Source organism: Phreatobacter aquiterrae, assembly GCF_053471285.1.
In genome coordinates this window covers 82,048-99,743 of record NZ_JBJPHW010000004.1, presented here as the reverse complement: position 1 = coordinate 99,743, position 17,696 = coordinate 82,048, and the positions used below count along the sequence as shown (strand labels likewise).

Genomic DNA, 17,696 nt, shown 5'->3' with positions numbered 1-17,696 from the left:
TCTCCCGTTGGAATGGATGTGGCGTCGCAAAGCCGCTCAGGCGGCCGCGACGCGCGGATATCTCAGATGGGCGGCGACCACGGCCGCCTCGGCGCGAAGGGCCTGGACGAGTTCGGGGATGCGCTCGGGCGTCATCCGGTCCCGGATCGCAGCGATGGACAGGGCGGCCAGCGGCTGGCCGTCGGCATCGAGGACGGGAACCGCGACGCCCGCCATGCCGGAAACGATGCGGCCGTCGTTCTCCGCGTATCCGCGCGCCCGCGTCTCGGCGACCCGTTCGCGTAAGGACGCCGCGTCGAACCCCTGGAAATCGCGCAGCCAGGTCTCGTTGCGCTTCAGGGCGCGCTCGATGGCCTCGTCCGGCAAGGCGGCCAGCAGGGCCAACGATCCGGCGCCGACGCCGAGCGGCCGGCGGTCGCCGACGGACAGGGTCAGGGTGCGGATCGGGAAGTCGCCGACTTCGCGGGCGACGCAGATGGCAGCGGGTCCCTCGATCGCCGAGGCGAAAGCCGTGTCGCCGCTCAGGCCCGCCAGCCGGACCAGCGAGGCGCGCGCCGCACCGGCGATATCCTGTTCGAAGGCGGTGCGTCCGAGAACGGCTGCCGCGTGGCCCAGGCGATAGTTGCGGGTCGTCATGTCCTGGAAGACGAGGCCGTTGTCGGTCAGCGCGGAGAGAATGCGGTGGGCCGTCGGCTTCTTGAGGGCGAGCGACTCGGCGATCGTCTGCAGGGAGGCGCCACGGTCGTCGCCTGCGGCCAGCACGCGCAGGATCGCCGCGATGCGCTCGACCATCTTGGCGGAAATGTCCTGCACGCGGCGTCCCCGATCCAAGGCGCAGCGAACCCGATGCCGGCCTCGCTCCTTGATATTCCAATTTTCTGGCGCGACAAGCGTCTGTTTTTGGAATTGTCTCTTCCTGCAGGAGTTCGCCCAGCGATCGCAGCCGAGGCATTCCGCGGGCGCATGGCGAGCGTGAAAGCGTCGGAGCGATCGCTGGGGCATCGGAAACGGCAGCGATAAGCACAGCGGAACGCCGGTTGGGAATCCCTGCCGCCGATAGCCGCGAGGGCGCGCACCGACCCCGACCGATCTTTCGTCTTGCATTGCCTGATGAATGAATGAACATTCAGTCAGTGAAAGAAGAGACCGTCGAATGATGCTGCTTAAGGACCGCAGGGCGATCGTGACCGGAGGCGGCCATCCGGCCGGAATCGGGCAGGCGACGGCCCGTCTCCTCGTCGAGCACGGAGCGAAGGTCATCGTCCTCGACCGCGACTTCGCGGAGCCGTTGCTGCCGGCGGGCCAGGTCGGACGGCGGGTCGACATCGCCGATCCGGAGGCCTGTCGCGCCGCCGTCGCGGAGATCGCGGCGGCCTTCGGCGGGCTCGATATCCTCGTGAACAATGCCGGGATCGTGGCGCCGACGCGCATTCCCGACCTCACCGCCGAAGAGTTCGCACGCATGCTGGAGGTGAATCTCATCGGCACGTTCAACATGACGCAGGCGGCGCTTCCGCACCTCAGGCAGAGCCGGCTCTCGCCGGCCATCGTCAATCTCGGATCAATTGCCGCCCAGCGCGGTGGTGGGCTCCTCGGGGGCTCGCACTATGCGGCGGCCAAGGGCGGCGTCATCAGCTTCACCAAGGCGACGGCACGGGAATGCGGGCCGCTCGGCATCCGGGCCAATGCCGTGGCTCCCGGCATCATCGAAACCGGCATGACCGAGGGCAAGTACGACGCCGACCGCAGGCGGGCGATCTGCGAGACGATTCCACTCGGCCGCTTCGGCACGGCGGAGGACGTCGCCCGCGTCATCCTGTTTCTGGCGAGCCCGCTCGCCGCCTACGTCACCGGCACGGTCGTCGACGTCAACGGGGGCTATCACATCCACTGATCGTGCTGCGATGGCACCTGTCGGCCGGATGCGGCCGGCCTACGACAAGAGACGCTCCTGAAGAGCGCGACCCCTGACAGGAAACCCGAGGAAAGCCCGATGTCGAACCCCCTGGCGCTGCGCCCCTATGACCTGACGGGCCGGCGCATCCTGCTGACCGGCGCCGCCGGCGGCATCGGCCGCGCAACGGCTCGTCTCCTGGCTGAACTCGGCGCCGAACTGGTCCTGACGGATCGTGCCGAGGCGTCAGACCTCATGAATGGCCTCTCGTCCGAAGGGCGGAGCCATCGTTTCCTCCCTTGCGACGTGACGTCCCGCAAAGATATCGACGCGCTCTGCGCCGCAGTTGGTCCGATCGATTGCGCGGTGCTCAATGCCGGCATCTTCCCGACCTCGGCCTGGACCGAGGAGCGCTGGGAGGCCGACTTCGATGCGGTCATGGCGGTGAACGTTCGGGCCCCCGCCCAGTTCGCCAGGGCGCTGCTGCCGGGGATGAAAGCGCGCGGTCAGGGCCGCATCGTGCTGATGGGCTCGGTGGCGGCCCATACGGGCGGGACCTATGCCCATTCGCCGCTCCCCTATGCGGCGTCCAAGGGGGCTGTCCACACCATGGTGCGCTGGCTGGCCCGCCGCGCTGCGCCGGAAGTGCTGGTGAACGGCGTCGCTCCGGGTTCGGTGCGCACGGCGATGACCGCGACAGCGGATCCCAATGCCCTGAAGGTCATGCCGGTTCCGCGCTTCGGCGAGCCGGAGGAGGTTGCCTGGCCTATCGCCTTCCTCTGTTCGCCCGGTGCGAGCTTCATCTGCGGCGCGACGCTCGACGTCAACGGCGGCGCCTACATGCACTGACGCAGACCCGGCCATCATCCCCGCCCATTCTCCCCACCCGACACGGATCGTCCCATGACCGATGCACGCACTCCCGCCCTGCCTCTCGCCGGCAGGACCGCCCTCGTCACCGGCTCGGCCCGCGGCATCGGCTGGGGCATCGCGCTGGGGTTGGCGGCGGCTGGCGCCCATGTCGTGCTGAATGACCTCGATCCCGCGGCACTCGAGCCGAGGCTCGCGGAACTGAAGGCTGCGGGCTGGAAGGGCTCGGCGGAGGCATTCGACGTGACGGACGAGGCCGCCGTGACGAAGGGCATGGCGGCGATCGCGGCCTCCGTCGGCGGTCCGGACATCCTCGTCAACAACGCCGGCATCCAGAAGCGCAAGCGCTTCGTCGACTTCAGCTACGACGAATGGCGCGCCGTCATCGACACGCATCTCAACGGCGCCTTCCTCTGCACCCGCGCCGCCATACCCGAGATGACCGCGCGCGGCTTCGGGCGGATCATCATGATCGGCTCGATCGCCGTGCAGGCGCCGAAGGCCGAGATTCCCGCCTATGCGGCGGCGAAGGGTGCAGTGACCTCGCTGGTCAGGGCGCTCGCCATTGAGCTCGGCCCCCTCGGCATCACCTGCAACGCCATCGCGCCCGGCTACATCGCCACCGAGTTCACCCGCGTCCTCCACACCAATCCGGATTTCACGGCGAAGCTCACCGAGCGCGTGCCCAACCGCCGCTGGGGGCGGCCGGACGACATCGCGCCAGCGGCGGTCTATCTCGCCTCGGACGCCGCCAACTTCGTCAACGGTTCGGTGCTGACCGTCGACGGCGGCTACCTGGCCTTCGGCTGAGCGGAGGACCGGCGATCATGCTGCCCAGAACCCCCAGCTTCCGCCTCGACGGCAAGCGCGCCCTCGTCACCGGCGCCGGCCGCGGCATCGGCGTCGCGCTCGCCGCCGCCCTTGCCGAGGCCGGCGCCACCGTCACGCTCGCAGCGCGCACCGCGGGCGAGATCGAGGCGGCGGCAGCCGAAATCCGCGCCACCGGCGGCAAGGCCGACACGCTGGTCATCGACGTCACCGACCTCGTCGCCTTCCGCACCGCAATGGACGCCCGCCCCGCCTACGACGTCTTCGTCAACAATGCCGGCACCAACCGCCCGCGCCCGTTCCTCGAGGTCACCGAGGAGGAACTCGATGCGGTGATCGAGCTGAATGTCCGCGCCGCCTTCTTCGCCGCCCAGGCGGTGGCGCGCCGCATGGTCGCCGCCGGCGTGAAGGGGTCGATTGTCAACATATCGTCCCAGGCGGGCCACATCGCGCTCGCCGCCCGCTCCGCCTACACGACCAGCAAGTTCGCTGTTGAGGGCATGACCAAGGCGATGGCTATCGACCTCGCCGGCTATGGCATCCGGGTCAACAGCCTCTGCCCGACATTCACGGAGACGGCGATGACGCGGCCGGCGCTGAGCGATCCGGCCTTCCGCGCCCACGTCACCACCAAGATCAAGCTCGGCCGCATCGGCACCGTCGAGGACCTGATGGGCGCGACCGTCTTCCTTGCCTCGGACGCCTCGTCGCTGATGACGGGGGCCTCCCTCATCGTCGATGGCGGCTGGACCATCGGCTAGCGCCAGCAGCACACGGGATTGCCCGCCATGTTTCACCACATCGTCCTGATGAGCTTCACGGCCGAAGCCGATGCCGCCTTCTTCGCGAGGGCGCAGCACTATGTCGACCGGATCAGGGCGGAGTGCGACGGCGTCATCGACTATTTCATGCGCGAGAACATCGCGGCGCGCAGCGACGGGCTGACCCACGGCATCGTCGGCGTCTTCACCTCCTCGGCCGCCCACGACGCCTACCAGGTCTCGCCGGCGCACCAGGAGATGAAGGCCTTCATGACGACGCGCATGGCGCGGATCGTCGTCCTCGACACCGACAAGGGAGCCTGAGCCATGGCCGCCAGCCCGTTCCAGCTCGAGCTGTTCATGCAGCGCCATGGCTTCGACAGCTACGAGGCGCTGGTCGAGCGCGCCGACCGCGACCCCGAGTGGTTCTGGCCGGCGGTGATGGACTTCCACGGGCTCGTCTTCTTCAAGCCCTTCGACAAGGTGCTCGACACGTCGAAAGGCATCGCGTGGCCGCAATGGTGCATCGGCGGTACGACGAACCTTGCCTACAACTGCATGGAGCGGCGTCTCGCCGCCGGTCACAGTGACAGGACCGCCATCATCTGGGAGGGCGAGGACGGCGAGACGCGGAGCTGGACCTATGGCCGCCTCGTCGCGGAGGCCGAACGGGCCGCCGCCGGCCTGAAGCGCCTCGGCCTCGGCAAGGGCGACGTGGTCGGCATCTACATGCCCTTCCTGCCGGAGACCATCGCCGCCTTTCTCGCCATCACGCGCATCGGCGGCATCGCGCTGCCGATGTTCTCCGGCTTCGGGCCTCAGGCGGTGATCGAGCGGCTGGTCGATGCGCAGGCGAAGGCTGTGGTCACCGTCGATGTCACCTACCGGCGCGGCAACCCCATCGCCATGGCGGAGATCATCGGACAGGTCCGGCCGCAGGTTCCGAGCCTCGACCATGTCGTGGTCGTGGCCCGCCATCCCGGCAAGGCCGTCGGCGAGGCTATCTGGTGGCACGATCTCGTCGCCGCCGCCGAGGCCTGCCCGGCGGAGGAGATGGAGGCCGACGCCCCGGCCATGATCGTCTACACCTCCGGCACCACCGGCAAGCCGAAGGGCACGGTTCACAGTCATTGCGGCTTCATGACCAAGGTGGCGCTGGACTTCGGCATCATCCTCGATCTGACCGAGAACGACCGGCTCCTGTGGATGAGCGACATGGGCTGGCTCACCGGACCGATCCTCGCTGTCGCCGTACCGTTGGTCGGCGCCTCCATGGTGCTTGCCGAGGGCACTCCGGACTATCCGGACCCGGGCCGGCTCTGGCGCCTTGCCGACCAGCATCGCGTCAGCTTCCTCGGCGTGGCGCCGACCATGGTGCGCAACTTCATCCAGCAACCGCCCGAGGTGGTCGCGGCTTTCGACTTCTCCTCGCTGCGCGTCACCGCCTCGACCGGCGAACCCTGGACGCCGGAGGCCTGGACCTGGTTCCTCGCCCATGTCTGCAAGGGCCGCGCGCCCATCCTCAACTATTCCGGCGGCACCGAGATCGGCGGCGGCATCGTCGCCGGCACAATGCTCGGGCGGGACCTGCCGCCGGGCGCCTTCGTCGGCCCGATCCCCGGCATGGGCGCCGCCGTGGTCGACGACAGCGGCCGCCCGCTGCCGCGCGGTGCGGTGGGGGAACTCGCCCTGACCGTGCCGTCCATCGGCCTCACCCGCGGTCTGTGGCGCGACCCGGACCGCTTCATCGAGGCCTACTGGGCGAAGGTGCCGGGCCTGTGGATTCACGGCGATTTCGCTTCCGTCGATGCCGATGGCCACTGGTTCGTCCACGGCCGCTCCGACGACACGATCAAGATCGCCGGCAAGCGCACCGGTCCCTCGGAGATCGAGGCCCTGCTGCTCGGCACCGGCAAGGTGGGCGAGGCGGCGGTGATCGGCGTGCCCGATCCGATCAAGGGATCGGCGGTGGTCTGCGCCTGCGTGCCGGCGCGCGGCGTCAAGGCGACGCCGGAACTCGCCGAGGAACTACGTCAGGCGGTCGTCGCCGGGCTCGGCGCCTCGTTCCGACCCAAGGCGGTCACCTTCGTCTCGGGCCTGCCGAAGACGCGCAGCATGAAGATCATGCGCCGCGTCGTGCGTTCGGTCTGGCTGGGCGAGCCGGTCGGCGACCTCTCCGGCCTGGTCAACCCGGAGGCGGTGGATGACCTGAAGGCCGCGACGGCGGCGATGCGCGGCTGAGTCCTACCGCGCCGCCCAGCCGAAGCGGCGGGCCGCGTCATCGTGGGCCGGGAAGGGCCGCTCGGCCGCTGCATCGCGCAGGCCGGCGTCGAGCGGAACCGGCAGCGCCGGCATGGACGACTCCCGTCCGGCAACCGTGCGGGCGAAGAGGCCGCGCGCGATGAAGGCGGGATCGCCGGCCGCTTCCTCCAGCGCCGCGACCACCGACACGCAGACATCGGCATTGCCGAAGATGTCGCGCCACTCCGCGGCACTTCGCTGCCGGATGAGATCGGTAACGCGGCGGCGGACGCCTTCGGGGTCAGCGGCGTCGTCCCTTTCGTCCGGGGCAAGGCCGATCCGGTCGCAGAAGACCTGCCAGAACCGCTCCTCGATGGGCGCTGCCGCCAGGTGGCGGCCATCCGCGGTCCGGTAGATCTGGTAACGCGGCGAGCCGCCGGTCACCAGTTCCGCGCCCGGTCGTGGCCAGGCGCCGGCATGACCGGCTGCAAGACCCCAATAGGCGAAGGTGAAGAGGTTGTCGGCCATGGCTACGTCGAGATGGCAGCCACGCCCGGTCGCGGAACGGCCGACCAGCGCCATCAGGATGTTCATCACGGCGGGATAGGCGCCGCCGGCGATGTCTGCGGCGAGCACCGGGGGGAGGACAGGCGCACCGTCGACGCCGCGCGAGAGGCCGAGAAGGCCGGTCTCGGCCATGTAGTTGAGGTCGTGACCGGCTTGCTGCGCCCGCGCGCCGGTCTGTCCGTAGCCGGTGATCGAGCAGTAGATGAGACGCGGATTGTCCGCCGCGAGAACCTCGTAGCCGAGCCCCAGGCGTTCCATGACGCCGGGACGGAACTGCTCGATGAGGATGTCGGCAGAGAGGGCGAGCGCGCGCACGTGCTCACGGTCCCCGGCGTCCTTGAGGTCGGCGGTGAGGCTGGTCTTGCCGCGGTTGAGCAGGGCGAAATTGCCGCCGGCGTCGTCAAAAGGCGGGGCGTAGCCGCGCATCTCGTCGCCGGTTCCGGGCCGCTCGACCTTGATGACCTCGGCGCCGGCTTCGGCCAGAAGCAGCCCGGCCAGGGGACCCGGCAGGAGCGTGGAAAAGTCGAGGACCTTGAGGCCGGCGAGAGGCGGAGCGGAGGGCGGCATGACCTGTCCTCAGGCCGCCTGGCGTCGGCGTATCTCGCGCAGGATGACGAGGTGCTGGATGTCATTGGTGCCCTCGTAGATGCGGGTGACGCGGGCATCGCGGTAGTAGCGCTCGACGGGGAAGTCGGCGAGGTAGCCGTAGCCGCCCATCGTCTGGATGGCTTCCGAGCAGACCCATTCGGCCGCCTCGGAGGCGACGAGCTTCGCCATGCAGGCCTCCATCAGGCAGGGTTGGCCGGCATCGGCGAGGCATGCGGAGTGCAGCACCATCTGCCGCGCAGTCTCGACGCGCGTCGCCATGGCGGCGAGGCGGAAGCCGACCGCCTGGTGGTCGATGATCGCCTTGCCGAAGACCTCGCGCTCGTTGGCATAAGCGAGCGCCGCCTCGTAGGCGGCCCGGGCGATGCCGACCGCCTGCGCCGCGATGCCGATGCGCCCGCCCTGCAGGTTGGAGAGGGCAATGCGGTAGCCCTCCCCCTCCGCGCCCAGACGGTTCTCGACCGGCACGCGCAGGTCGACAAGGGCGATCTGGCAGGTGTCGGAGGAATGCTGGCCGAGCTTCTCCTCCTGCCTGACGACGACGTAGCCGGGCGAGGCGGTGGGCACGATGAAGGCGGAGATGCCTTTGGGGCCGTCCGCGCCGGTGCGGGCGAAGATGAGCGCGACATCGGCGTTGCGGCCGGTGGTGATGAACTGCTTGGCGCCGTTGATGACGTAGTGGTCGCCATCGCGTACGGCGCGGGTGGTCAGTGCGCCGGCATCCGAACCGCCATGGGCCTCGGTGAGAAGGAAGGCGGAGATCATCCGGCCCTCGGCCATGGGCCTGAGGAAGCGCTCCTTCTGGTCGTCGTTGCCGAAGGTGGCCACCGGCATGCAGCCGACCGAGTTGTGGCCGCTCATGACGGTGGAGGTTCCGGCGTCGCCGGCCGCGATCTCCTCGAGAGCCAGGGCCGTCGAGACATAGTCGGCGCCGGCACCGCCCCATTCGGGGGGCACGTTCATGCCCATCAGGCCGAGGCGGCCCATCTCGCGGATCTCGGCCATGGGGAAATGCGACTCACGATCCCAGCGCGCGGCGTTCGGGGCGAGCCGCTCCCGCGCGAACTGGCGCGCCATGTCGCGGATCATCGTCTGCTGTTCGTTGAGGATCATGGCGCGGCGTCCCGATGGTTCAGTTCTGGAATTGGGCGAGGTGAGCGCGGGCGATGACGATCTTCTGCACCTCGGTGGCGCCCTCGTAGATGCGCAGGGCGCGAATCTCGCGGTAGAGTTCCTCGACCTTCTCGCCCTTCTTCACGCCGAGCCCGCCGAAGATCTGGATCGCCCGGTCGATGACCTTCTGGGCGCTCTCGGTGGCCACCATCTTGGCGATGGCCGCCTCCTTGGTGATGCGCGGCTTGCCGCTGTCCTTCTCGTAGGCAGCGCGGAAGATGAGGAGTGCGGAGGCCTCGAGTTCGGCAACCGAATCGGCGAGCGAGGCCTGGGTCAATTGCAGGTCGGCGAGCGGCGCGCCGAACATCTGGCGGCCGAGTGCCCGGCGCGTCGCCTCGCGCAGCGCGCGGTTACCCATGCCGAGAGCGGCCGCCGCGACCGTCGAGCGGAACACGTCGAGCGTCGCCATCGCGATGGCGAAGCCCTGGCCGGGCCGTCCCAGCAGCGCGTCCTCCGGCACCACGCAGTTGTCGAAGCGGAGCCGCGCCAGCGGATGCGGCGCGATGACGTCGATGCGTTCGGCCACCGTCAGTCCGCGGCTGTCGGCCGGCACGATGAAGGCCGAGATGCCGCGGGCGCCCGGCGCTTCGCCCGTGCGGGCGAAGACGACGTAGCGGTCGGCGATGCCGCCGTTGGAGATCCAGGTCTTCTCGCCGTCGATGCGCCAGCCGCCGGCCACGCGCGTCGCCGTCGTTGCCATGGCGGCGACGTCCGATCCGGCGTCGGGTTCGGAGAGCGCGAAGGCGGCGATCGCCGTGCCGTCGCGCACCGAAGGGCAGGCCGCCGCCTTCTGCTGCGGCGTGCCGAAGAGCGAGATCGGCCCGGTGCCGAGCCCCTGCATGGCGAAGGCGAAATCGGCGAGCCCGTCGACATGGGCGAGGGTCGCGCGCGCGATGCACAGCGTCCGCACATCGAGGGCGTCCCGCAGCCCGCCCTGCGATCCGTCGACGCAGGCTTTCAGGATGCCGGCCTTCCCCATGGCGGCCACAAGGCGGCGGCAGGAGCCGTCGACATCATGGTGATCGACAAGTATGGGGACCTCGCGTTCGGCCCATTCGGCGAGGTGTGCGGCAAAGACGCGGTGCTCGTCGTCGAAGAACGGCAGCGCTAGGAGGTCAGGGGAAAGCATGGTCGAACATCCTTGCAGCCGCGGCGGGCCCGATGCCGGCCGTCCGCCATGGTCATGGCGCCAGTCCGCCTTGTGCGGCCGGACAGCGGCCCTGTCGAGGGAAGGCGGGCGCCCGTCTTGCGGCGGACGCCCCGGATCACTTGTCAGTCGCCGGCGAAGACCGGCCTCTCCTTGGCGACGAAGGCGCGGTACGCGCGGCCATAGTCCTTCGTCTGCATGCAGATGGCCTGGGCCTGGGCCTCGGCCTCGATGGCGGAATCGACGTCCATGGCCCATTCCTGATGCAGGCAGGTCTTGGTGATGCCGTGGGCGAAGGTCGGGCCGTCGGCGATCTCGGCCGCGAGCGCCTGGGCGTTGGCCACGACCTCCTCCGGCGCGACGAGACGGTTGAAAAAGCCCCAGCGCTCGCCTTCATCGCCGCTCATCGAACGGCCCGTATAGAGCAGTTCGGAGGCCCGGCCCTGGCCGATGATGCGGGGCAGGATCGCGCAGGCGCCCATGTCGGCGCCGGCAAGGCCCACGCGGACGAAGAGGAAGGCGGTCTTGGCGCGCAGCGTGCCGATGCGGAGATCCGAGGCCATGGCCATGATGGCGCCTGCGCCGGCGCAGATGCCGTCGATCGCCGCGATGATCGGCTGCGGGCAGTGGCGCATCGCCTTGACGAGGTCGCCCGTCATACGCGTGAAGCGCAGCAGGCCCTGCATGTCGTCTGCCTCCTGCATGCGGACCAGCGGGCCGATGATCTCGTGCACGTCGCCGCCGGAGCAGAAATTGCCGCCGGCGCCGGCGATGACGATGGTCTTGACGTCGTCGGCATGGGCGAGGTTGCGGAACAGGTCGCGCAGCTCGGCATAGCTCTCGAAGGTCAGCGGGTTCTTCCGCTCCGGCCGGTTGAGCGTGATCGTGGCGACCTTGCCCGACACCTCCCAGAGGAAGTGAGTGGCCTTGTAGTCGGCGGCTTTGAACGTCTGCACGGGTCGATGCTCCTGCGGTTGTCGGGGCCGGCTCAGGCCATGGTCAGGCCGCCAGAGACGCTGAGCGTCTGGCCGGTGATGTAATCCGAGCGGTCGCCCGCAAGGAAGAGGATCGCGTTGGCGACCTCGGCGGGCCTGGCGAAACGCCGCATCGGGATGGCGCGCTTGAAGGCTTCCAGATGGTTCTCCGGCAGGGCCATGAGCATGGGCGTCTCGGTTGGGCCGGGGCACACGCAGTTCACGTGGATGGAATAGCGCGCCATCTCGCGGGCGAGCCCCTTGGAAAAGGCGATCAGGCCGCCCTTGGCGCCGGAATAGACGGTCTCGCCGGAGGAGCCGACGCGGCCGGCATCGCTCGCCACGTTGACGATCTTGCCTGCGCGCCGCTGGATCATCGGGTCGAGCAGGGCACGGATCAGCTTGACCGGTCCCATCAGGTTGATGTCGACGACACGCTCCCAGAAGGCGGCATCGTTGTCGACGAAGGGCTGGCCCTTGCCATAGCCGGCGACGTTGGCGACGACGTGGACCTCGCCGTGGCTCAGCGCGGCCTTCGCGAAGGCGGCGATGGACTCGTCGGACGCGACGTCGATCGGGATGAAGATCGCCTTCAGTCCCTCGGCGCGCAGGCGGGCGGCTTCCTTTTCACCGTTGTCGGCGGAGAGGTCGGCCAGGATGACTTCGGCGCCGGCCCTGGCGAAGGCCTCGGCGGTTGCGCGTCCGATGCCGGATGCGGCGCCCGTGACCACGACGGTCTTCCCAGCGAATTCCATTGTTCGGTCCTCAACGATCGAGAAAGGCGGCGACGCGCCTGCGGGTGTCGGGCGTGTCGAGCAGCTTGCGGGTTTCCAGACGCTCGACGAGGAGGCCGGGATCGAGGCTCGCGTCGATCACGCCGAAGCAGCGCTTGCAGGCGGCGAGAGCCCCCGGCGAAAGCGCCGCGATGCGCTGTGCCGTGGCCTCGGCGTAGGCGGCGAGTTCTGCGGCCGGAACGGCCCACTGGACGAGGCCGAGCGCGCGGGCCTCGGAGCCGGTGACGACCTCCGCCGACAGGATCATGCGGCGGGCGATGCCGGGCCCGGCAAGGCGCGAGAGGCGCTGCGTCCCGCCGGCGCCGGGCAGCAGGCCGAGCCGCGTCTCCGGCAGGCCGAGCGGCGCGGTCTCGGCGGCAATGCGCAGGTCGCAGGCAAGCGCCAGTTCGAAGCCGCCGCCATGGGCAGCACCGCCGATCTCGGCGATGGACACCTGGGGCAGCGCCTCGATCCGGTCGTACAGGCTCTGCATGCGGCGAACCGTCTCGACCATGGCGTCCGGACCATCCTCGGTCGAGAAGCACTCGCGCATCAGCTTCAGATCGGCTCCGGCGGAGAAGGTTCGCTCGGAGGAGCGGATCAGCAGGACGGAGATTCCCGCATCGCCTGCGATGTCGTCGAGAACGTCGCCGAACCCATCGATCCACGCGCGGTTGATCGCGTTGACCGGCGCGCGGGCCATGGTCAATGCGACGACCGCGCCGCTCCGCTCGATCTTGAACATCTGCTCACCGAATGAATGCTCATTCATTCTTCAACGGATATTGGAACCGGGGGGGAGCGTCAAGCTTCTTGGGTCAGTCTCCGTGGCCGTCAGGCTCGGTCATTCGCGGGAGATGGCCTGCATCCGGCAGGTCGCGGCCGGCCGGGGAGTCTCGCCCCTGCCATGGGGCGCGGGCATTGCGCGGGCCGGGGCGGGTTGAGCTTGGCCGCCGCTGTCAGGCTGCCGAGATCTGCGACTGCGTCAGCCCGTCGTGGGTGCTTTGGCGCGCGATGGGGCGGCGGACTTCGCAGTCTTCGGCGCGCGCTTTCCGGCGGCCGGGCGGGCCGCCGCCTTGCCTGTGGGTTTTTCTCCCGCCGGCGGTGTCTTCGCTGCAAGGTCTTCCGCGCGGCGGTCCTTCCGGAACTCCGCGTACTTCTCGAGGCCCTTAGGCGTCGCCATGGCGTGGACGAAGAAATCGAAGCCCTGGGCGATGTAGCCCTCGATGTCGGTGAACTGCGACAGGCGCCAGTGCTTCAGCGCCCAGGTGTGGGCGTAGAGCACGAACTGGTAGGTCACGAGTTCGACATGGATCGGGCGGAACAGCCCCGCATCGATGCAGTCGCGCAGGGCCTTGGCTATCAACTCGTTGGTCTCCAGTTCCACCTGCTTCAGGAACTGGCGGTGTTCGCGCGGCAGCGACTTGGTGGAGCGATAGGCCAGAACCGCGGCGTTGCGCGCCCGGTCGACCACCCGGCAATAGGCGGCGAGGGAAGCCCAGAGCACGTCGAGCGGATCTGTCCTGCCGCTCGCGGCGTCCGGAATGCCCTGCTTGTAGGTCTCCATCACGCTCATCAGCGACAGGAGGAGGATGTCCTCCTTCGTCTGCGCATACTGGTAGATGAGCCCGATGCTCACCCCCGCCTTGCGCGCGATGTCCTGGATGGTGGTGCGGTAGTAGCCCCGCTCCGAGAACAGTTCGACCGCAGCCGCCACGATCTGCTCGCGCCGTTTCGAGACGAGCTTCTCGTCCGTGACCTGGCTCTTCACGAAGGACGGGTCAAAAGCTCTGCCGTTGTCGGTGGGCTTCTTCATCACGTTGCGTCCGTTTCCCTGGCCGAGGGCCCCGAGGGTGTTCAGTTATCCTGCTTGTGATGTTGTAGCCTTTTCCAGATGCCGCTGGCAGTCAGAATGACGCGTTCTCCACGACGCAACGTGCCCTGCACGAAGACGATGGATCCGGTGATGCGGGTCACGCGGGCCTCACCCTCGACGAGGTCGCCGGGAAAGGCTGCCTCGACAAAATCGCAGTTGAGGTTGACCGTCGCCGACAGCGTCTGCCCGGTCGCCTGATAGACGGTCAGGCCCAGCACCTGGTCGGCGAGCGAGAGCAGGACGCCGCCGTGAACGGCGCCGCGGGGATTGCGGTGACCCGGCCGCATGCGGCAGGCAAAGCCCGATCCGTCCGGTCGCATGAAGAGCGTGCCCAGACTGTCACCGAAATCGCCGACCGGCAGCGGGCAGGGCACATAACCCTCCGGCGCCGGGTCGGGCTGGTCTTCGTCCCATCGGCTGTGCCTGGTCCGGCTCATGCCATGGTCATCCCGGCGGGACCCTGCGGCTCGGCTTGGCCGCGCCCGGTGAGCAGGACAACCTTGCCGTGCGCCCGGCGGGAGACGATCAGGTCCATGGCGGCGGCCATCTCGGCGAGGGGCAGTACGGCGCAAACCGGCGGATCGAGGCGGCCCGCGACGGCATCGGCGAAAAGCTGGGTCTGGACGGCGCGCACCTTGTCAGGGCACCGCTCGAGATAGTCGCTCCAGTGCAGGCCGGAGACGGTGATGTGCTTGATCAGCAGGTAGTTGGCCCTGACCTGGCCGGCGCTGCCGCCGGTGAAGCCGACCACAACCAGCCGCCCGCTCCATGCCAGCGCGCGCAGGCAGGCCTCGAAGACCTCGCCACCGACATTCTCGATGACCACGTCGGCGCCGTGGCCGCCGGTGGCGGCGTGGACCTGCGCCCGTACCCGTTCCTTCAGATCGCCGCCGCTCATGTCGATGACGGCGTCGGCGCCCTGCTCCAGGACAAAGTCGTGCTTGTCGGGGCTGCCGATGCCGGCGAGGACGCGGCAGCCGGCCGCCTTGGCGATCTGCATGGTGGCGACGCCGATGCCGCCACCAGCGCCCGTCACCAGCACGGTCTCGCCGGCCTTCATCTGGCCGCGGTCGAACAGGCCGAACCATGAGGTCTGGTAGGTCAGTCCCATGGCGGCCGCCTTCATCAGGCTGAGCCCCTCCGGTACCACGAAGCAGCGGGTGGCCGGCACGGCCACGCGTTCGGCAAAGGCGCCGTTCTCGCATTGCGCCATGATCCGGTCGCCTGCCGCGAATCCGGTGACGCCGGGGCCCACCGCCGCGACGATGCCGGCGAGTTCCTTGCCCGGTACGAAGGGCAGGGGCGGCAGGATCTGGTAAGTGCCGGCCGCCACCAGAACGTCGGGGAAGTTCAGGCCGACGGCGTGGACGTCGACCAGCACCTCGCCCGGGCCGGCCTGCGGCTCCGGCCAGTCGCGATGGACGAGATCGGCAGGGGGGCCGAACTTCTCGACGACGATCGCCTTCATTCCAGCCTTCCCCGCATGCGTCAGCCTCCGCGCTTCAGGCTCCTCGCCATGTCGCGCAGGACGAATTTCTGGATCTTGCCGCTCGCGGTGCGCGGCAGCTCCGCCACCACCTCGAGGTGCTCGGGCAGGTAGTTCTTCGAGACATGCTGCTGGCCGAGATAGTCGACGACGCTCTGCAGCGAGAGCGTGGCTCCGGGCTTCGCCGTGACGAAGGCGCAGGCCCGCTCGCCCAGCCGCTCGTCGGGCATGGCGACGATGGCGACGTCCTGCACGTCCGGATGCTTGTAGATGAGGCCTTCGATCTCTACGACCGGGATGTTCTCGCCGCCGCGGATGATGATGTCCTTGGCGCGGCCGGTGATGCGGACATAGCCGTCGGCATCGATGCGGGCGAGGTCGCCGGTATCGAACCAGCCCTCGGCGTCGACGGCGTCGAGGTCGGGTCGCCTGAGATAGCCGACGAAATTGGAGCAGCCGCGCACCTGAAGCCGGCCCTCTTCGCCGGCCGGCAGCGGCCGGTCGCCGGTGTCGACGGTGCGCACCTCCATGCCGGGCAGCGGCGTGCCGTCGGTCTCGAAGGCCTTTTCCGGCGGGTCCCTGGGGCGGGTGACGGTGACGGCTCCGTTCTCGGTCATGCCCCAGCCCGAGGCGATGGTGGCGCCGAGATTGTCGGTTGCCCGCCGCACCAGGACGCGCGGAATGGGGGCGCCCGCCGCCAGGAAGATGCGCAGCGAGCCGAAGGCTTCCGGCCGCCTTTCGGCCTCTTCGGTGAGGTCGGCGAGAAAGGGGGTCGAGGCCATGGTGTAGGTGGCCTTCTCCTCGGCGAAGAGATCGGCCGCCACCGCCTTGTTCCAGATGTCCTGCAGCACGACCGGCACACCGAGGACGAAGGGCATCATCAGGCCGTACATGAAGCCGGTCTGGTGGGCGAGCGGCGAGGCCATGAAGACGATGTCGCGGTCCGAGAGATTCAGGCGCTCCCTGTAGGGACCAAGATTGCTGATCAGCGTGTTGGACGTGTGCATCACGCCCTTCGGCTCGCCCGTGGTTCCGGAGGTGTAGAGAACCTGGATGATGTCGTCAGGGGACGGACGCCGTTCGGCGAAGAGACGCTCGGCCTCGGCGCGGTCGACCGGGGCGGCATATAGGCGCTCGAAGGCGGCATCGCCCTCTCCGCCGATCACCAGGGCATGCTTGAGGTGCGGCAGCACATCCCGCATGCCGGCGATCATCGCCGCATAGTCGAAGTCGCGGAAAACCGACGGCGTGACCATCACCTTCGACTGCGCGTGGTTCAGCATGAATTCCAGTTCGCGCCGGCGCAGGATGGGCATCATAGGGTTGGTGACCGCGCCAATCCTCAAGCAGGCGAGGTGCAGGGCGACGAACTCCCAGCGGTTGGGGAGCTGGTAGGAGACGACATCGCCCGCCTCGACGCCGAGCCGGGCGAGGCCGACGGCGATGCGTTCGACCCTCGTGCCGAGCTCGCCGTAGGTCAGGCGCGCGCGTGCGCCCGTCGTCACGTCATGGGCGACGATGGCCAGCGCCTCCGACCTGTCGCGCAGCAGTGCGTCGAAGTCGTCGAGAAGGATGCGGTCCTTCCAGAAGCCGGCGGCGATCATGGCCTCGCGCCGCGCGGGATAGCCGTTGTGCTGCATGGTCCTGTCGCCGCTCACAGGGGTGAACTCTCGGGAAAGGCGGGCTTGCGCTTCTCGACATGGGAGGCGAGACCCTCCTTCACGTCGGGGCCGCTGAAGCCCATGAACTCGAGGGCGAGCGAGGTGTCGAAGGTCGGCCCCATCATGCGCAGCCAGTTGTTCAGCGCATACTTGGTCCAGCGGATGGCGTTGGGCGCGCCCTCGGCGAGGCGGGTCGCCACCTCGACCGCCTTGGCGTCCAGTTCGCCGTCGTCGACGGCCAGCGAGACGAGGCCGATGCGCTCGGCCTCGGCGCCGGAGATCGGGTCGCAGAGGAGGAGATAGTACTTCGCCTTGGCCATGCCGCAGAGCAACGGCCAGATGATCGCGGCATGGTCGCCGGCGGCGACGCCGAGCCGGGTGTGGCCGTCGATGATGCGGGCATCCTTGGCCGCGATCGAGATGTCGGCGAGCAGGCCGCAGACGAGGCCGGCCCCGACGGCGGGGCCGCGGATGGCGGAAATGACCGGCTTCGAGCAGTTGATGACGTTGTAGACGATGTCGCGCGCCTCCTTCCAGTTCCGGGCGCGCGTCTCGAAGTCGTTGATGATCTTGTCGATCATCTTGAAGTCGCCACCGGCCGAGAAGGCCTTGCCGTGGCCGGTGAGGATGGCCGCCGACACCGTCGGATCCTTGTCGACGTCCTGCCAGATGGCGGCGAGTTCGCCATGCATGATCTCGTCCGCCGCATTGAGGCGCTCGGGATTGTACATGGTGATGCGAAGCACGCGCGGATGCGGCCGGTCGAATTTCAGGCGCTGGTACCTGGCATAAACGTCGGACATGGCATTGTTCCTTCCAATGGGTGGCGTGACCGGCAG

Annotated in this window: 18 protein-coding genes; 6 read left to right on the top strand and 12 right to left on the bottom strand. The window is 68.9% G+C overall.

Going from position 1 to position 17,696, the window contains the following annotated elements; genetic code table 11:
• Positions 1-36 precede the first annotated feature (36 nt).
• Positions 37-813: an IclR family transcriptional regulator gene (locus tag ACJ4V0_RS07990; RefSeq protein WP_448299046.1), complete on the bottom strand. Its 777-nt coding sequence runs from the start codon at positions 811-813 to the stop codon at positions 37-39.
• Positions 814-1,153: 340 nt separating this feature from the next.
• On the opposite strand from ACJ4V0_RS07990, the gene ACJ4V0_RS07985 reads away from it, so the two are divergent.
• From ACJ4V0_RS07985 to ACJ4V0_RS07960, 6 genes are all read left to right on the top strand, one after another.
• The gene (locus ACJ4V0_RS07985; RefSeq protein WP_448299045.1) at positions 1,154-1,894 is read left to right on the top strand and encodes an SDR family NAD(P)-dependent oxidoreductase; all 741 of its coding nucleotides are present in this window, start codon (positions 1,154-1,156) and stop codon (positions 1,892-1,894) included.
• Between the two features lie 99 nt (positions 1,895-1,993).
• Entirely contained in the window at positions 1,994-2,743 is a 750-nt protein-coding gene (locus ACJ4V0_RS07980; protein ID WP_448299044.1) for an SDR family NAD(P)-dependent oxidoreductase, read from the top strand.
• A 54-nt stretch (positions 2,744-2,797) separates the two neighbouring features.
• Positions 2,798-3,574 carry an SDR family NAD(P)-dependent oxidoreductase gene (locus ACJ4V0_RS07975; RefSeq protein ID WP_448299043.1) on the top strand — a complete coding sequence of 259 codons (777 nt, stop codon included), beginning with the start codon at positions 2,798-2,800 and terminating at the stop codon, positions 3,572-3,574.
• Positions 3,575-3,591: 17 nt separating this feature from the next.
• Complete coding sequence (locus tag ACJ4V0_RS07970) at positions 3,592-4,353, top strand: SDR family NAD(P)-dependent oxidoreductase (RefSeq protein ID WP_448299042.1); 762 nt, start codon at positions 3,592-3,594, stop codon at positions 4,351-4,353.
• A 27-nt stretch (positions 4,354-4,380) separates the two neighbouring features.
• A complete protein-coding gene (locus ACJ4V0_RS07965; RefSeq protein ID WP_448299041.1) occupies positions 4,381-4,677 on the top strand; it encodes a Dabb family protein in 297 nt (98 codons plus the stop codon).
• A 3-nt stretch (positions 4,678-4,680) separates the two neighbouring features.
• Positions 4,681-6,594 carry an AMP-binding protein gene (locus ACJ4V0_RS07960; protein ID WP_448299040.1) on the top strand — a complete coding sequence of 638 codons (1,914 nt, stop codon included), beginning with the start codon at positions 4,681-4,683 and terminating at the stop codon, positions 6,592-6,594.
• A 3-nt stretch (positions 6,595-6,597) separates the two neighbouring features.
• On the opposite strand, the gene ACJ4V0_RS07955 is transcribed toward ACJ4V0_RS07960, so the two are convergent.
• The 11 genes from ACJ4V0_RS07955 to ACJ4V0_RS07905 all read right to left on the bottom strand — a co-directional run bounded on the left by ACJ4V0_RS07955 (position 6,598) and on the right by ACJ4V0_RS07905 (position 17,660).
• Entirely contained in the window at positions 6,598-7,728 is a 1,131-nt protein-coding gene (locus tag ACJ4V0_RS07955) for a CaiB/BaiF CoA transferase family protein (protein WP_448299039.1), read from the bottom strand.
• A gap of 9 nt (positions 7,729-7,737) precedes the next feature.
• Positions 7,738-8,880 carry an acyl-CoA dehydrogenase family protein gene (locus tag ACJ4V0_RS07950; RefSeq protein WP_448299038.1) on the bottom strand — a complete coding sequence of 381 codons (1,143 nt, stop codon included), beginning with the start codon at positions 8,878-8,880 and terminating at the stop codon, positions 7,738-7,740.
• A gap of 19 nt (positions 8,881-8,899) precedes the next feature.
• Positions 8,900-10,069 carry an acyl-CoA dehydrogenase family protein gene (locus ACJ4V0_RS07945; RefSeq protein ID WP_448299037.1) on the bottom strand — a complete coding sequence of 390 codons (1,170 nt, stop codon included), beginning with the start codon at positions 10,067-10,069 and terminating at the stop codon, positions 8,900-8,902.
• Between the two features lie 143 nt (positions 10,070-10,212).
• Positions 10,213-11,043 carry an enoyl-CoA hydratase family protein gene (locus tag ACJ4V0_RS07940; protein WP_448299036.1) on the bottom strand — a complete coding sequence of 277 codons (831 nt, stop codon included), beginning with the start codon at positions 11,041-11,043 and terminating at the stop codon, positions 10,213-10,215.
• A 32-nt stretch (positions 11,044-11,075) separates the two neighbouring features.
• Positions 11,076-11,816: an SDR family NAD(P)-dependent oxidoreductase gene (locus ACJ4V0_RS07935; RefSeq protein WP_448299035.1), complete on the bottom strand. Its 741-nt coding sequence runs from the start codon at positions 11,814-11,816 to the stop codon at positions 11,076-11,078.
• A 10-nt stretch (positions 11,817-11,826) separates the two neighbouring features.
• Positions 11,827-12,606, bottom strand: coding sequence for an enoyl-CoA hydratase/isomerase family protein (locus ACJ4V0_RS07930; protein WP_448299034.1), 780 nt, complete (start codon positions 12,604-12,606; stop codon positions 11,827-11,829).
• Between the two features lie 213 nt (positions 12,607-12,819).
• Entirely contained in the window at positions 12,820-13,650 is an 831-nt protein-coding gene (locus tag ACJ4V0_RS07925; RefSeq protein ID WP_448299033.1) for a TetR/AcrR family transcriptional regulator, read from the bottom strand.
• 41 nt (positions 13,651-13,691) lie between these two features.
• Complete coding sequence (locus tag ACJ4V0_RS07920; protein ID WP_448299032.1) at positions 13,692-14,147, bottom strand: PaaI family thioesterase; 456 nt, start codon at positions 14,145-14,147, stop codon at positions 13,692-13,694.
• Positions 14,144-15,178 carry an NADPH:quinone oxidoreductase family protein gene (locus ACJ4V0_RS07915; protein ID WP_448299031.1) on the bottom strand — a complete coding sequence of 345 codons (1,035 nt, stop codon included), beginning with the start codon at positions 15,176-15,178 and terminating at the stop codon, positions 14,144-14,146. Before ACJ4V0_RS07915 ends, ACJ4V0_RS07920 begins: the two co-directional genes overlap by 4 nt.
• A gap of 20 nt (positions 15,179-15,198) precedes the next feature.
• Positions 15,199-16,854 carry a cyclohexanecarboxylate-CoA ligase gene (locus tag ACJ4V0_RS07910; RefSeq protein ID WP_448299030.1) on the bottom strand — a complete coding sequence of 552 codons (1,656 nt, stop codon included), beginning with the start codon at positions 16,852-16,854 and terminating at the stop codon, positions 15,199-15,201.
• The gene (locus tag ACJ4V0_RS07905; protein WP_448299029.1) at positions 16,851-17,660 is read right to left on the bottom strand and encodes an enoyl-CoA hydratase/isomerase family protein; all 810 of its coding nucleotides are present in this window, start codon (positions 17,658-17,660) and stop codon (positions 16,851-16,853) included. The genes ACJ4V0_RS07910 and ACJ4V0_RS07905 overlap by 4 nt, the downstream gene beginning before the upstream one ends.
• Between the last annotated feature and the right edge of the window lie 36 nt (positions 17,661-17,696).

What these genes read in the sequence shown, in the direction of transcription:
- ACJ4V0_RS07920 (WP_448299032.1), bottom strand. Translation starts at nt 14,147, where the DNA reads ATGAGCCGGACCAGGCACAGCCGATGGGACGAAGACCAGCCCGACCCG.
- ACJ4V0_RS07905 (WP_448299029.1), bottom strand. Translation starts at nt 17,660, where the DNA reads ATGTCCGACGTTTATGCCAGGTACCAGCGCCTGAAATTCGACCGGCCG.
- ACJ4V0_RS07930 (WP_448299034.1), bottom strand. Translation starts at nt 12,606, where the DNA reads ATGAATGAGCATTCATTCGGTGAGCAGATGTTCAAGATCGAGCGGAGC.
- ACJ4V0_RS07955 (WP_448299039.1), bottom strand. Translation starts at nt 7,728, where the DNA reads ATGCCGCCCTCCGCTCCGCCTCTCGCCGGCCTCAAGGTCCTCGACTTT.
- ACJ4V0_RS07935 (WP_448299035.1), bottom strand. Translation starts at nt 11,816, where the DNA reads ATGGAATTCGCTGGGAAGACCGTCGTGGTCACGGGCGCCGCATCCGGC.
- ACJ4V0_RS07960 (WP_448299040.1), top strand. Translation starts at nt 4,681, where the DNA reads ATGGCCGCCAGCCCGTTCCAGCTCGAGCTGTTCATGCAGCGCCATGGC.
- ACJ4V0_RS07915 (WP_448299031.1), bottom strand. Translation starts at nt 15,178, where the DNA reads ATGAAGGCGATCGTCGTCGAGAAGTTCGGCCCCCCTGCCGATCTCGTC.
- ACJ4V0_RS07980 (WP_448299044.1), top strand. Translation starts at nt 1,994, where the DNA reads ATGTCGAACCCCCTGGCGCTGCGCCCCTATGACCTGACGGGCCGGCGC.
- ACJ4V0_RS07925 (WP_448299033.1), bottom strand. Translation starts at nt 13,650, where the DNA reads ATGAAGAAGCCCACCGACAACGGCAGAGCTTTTGACCCGTCCTTCGTG.
- ACJ4V0_RS07975 (WP_448299043.1), top strand. Translation starts at nt 2,798, where the DNA reads ATGACCGATGCACGCACTCCCGCCCTGCCTCTCGCCGGCAGGACCGCC.
- ACJ4V0_RS07985 (WP_448299045.1), top strand. Translation starts at nt 1,154, where the DNA reads ATGATGCTGCTTAAGGACCGCAGGGCGATCGTGACCGGAGGCGGCCAT.
- ACJ4V0_RS07965 (WP_448299041.1), top strand. Translation starts at nt 4,381, where the DNA reads ATGTTTCACCACATCGTCCTGATGAGCTTCACGGCCGAAGCCGATGCC.
- ACJ4V0_RS07950 (WP_448299038.1), bottom strand. Translation starts at nt 8,880, where the DNA reads ATGATCCTCAACGAACAGCAGACGATGATCCGCGACATGGCGCGCCAG.
- ACJ4V0_RS07945 (WP_448299037.1), bottom strand. Translation starts at nt 10,069, where the DNA reads ATGCTTTCCCCTGACCTCCTAGCGCTGCCGTTCTTCGACGACGAGCAC.
- ACJ4V0_RS07970 (WP_448299042.1), top strand. Translation starts at nt 3,592, where the DNA reads ATGCTGCCCAGAACCCCCAGCTTCCGCCTCGACGGCAAGCGCGCCCTC.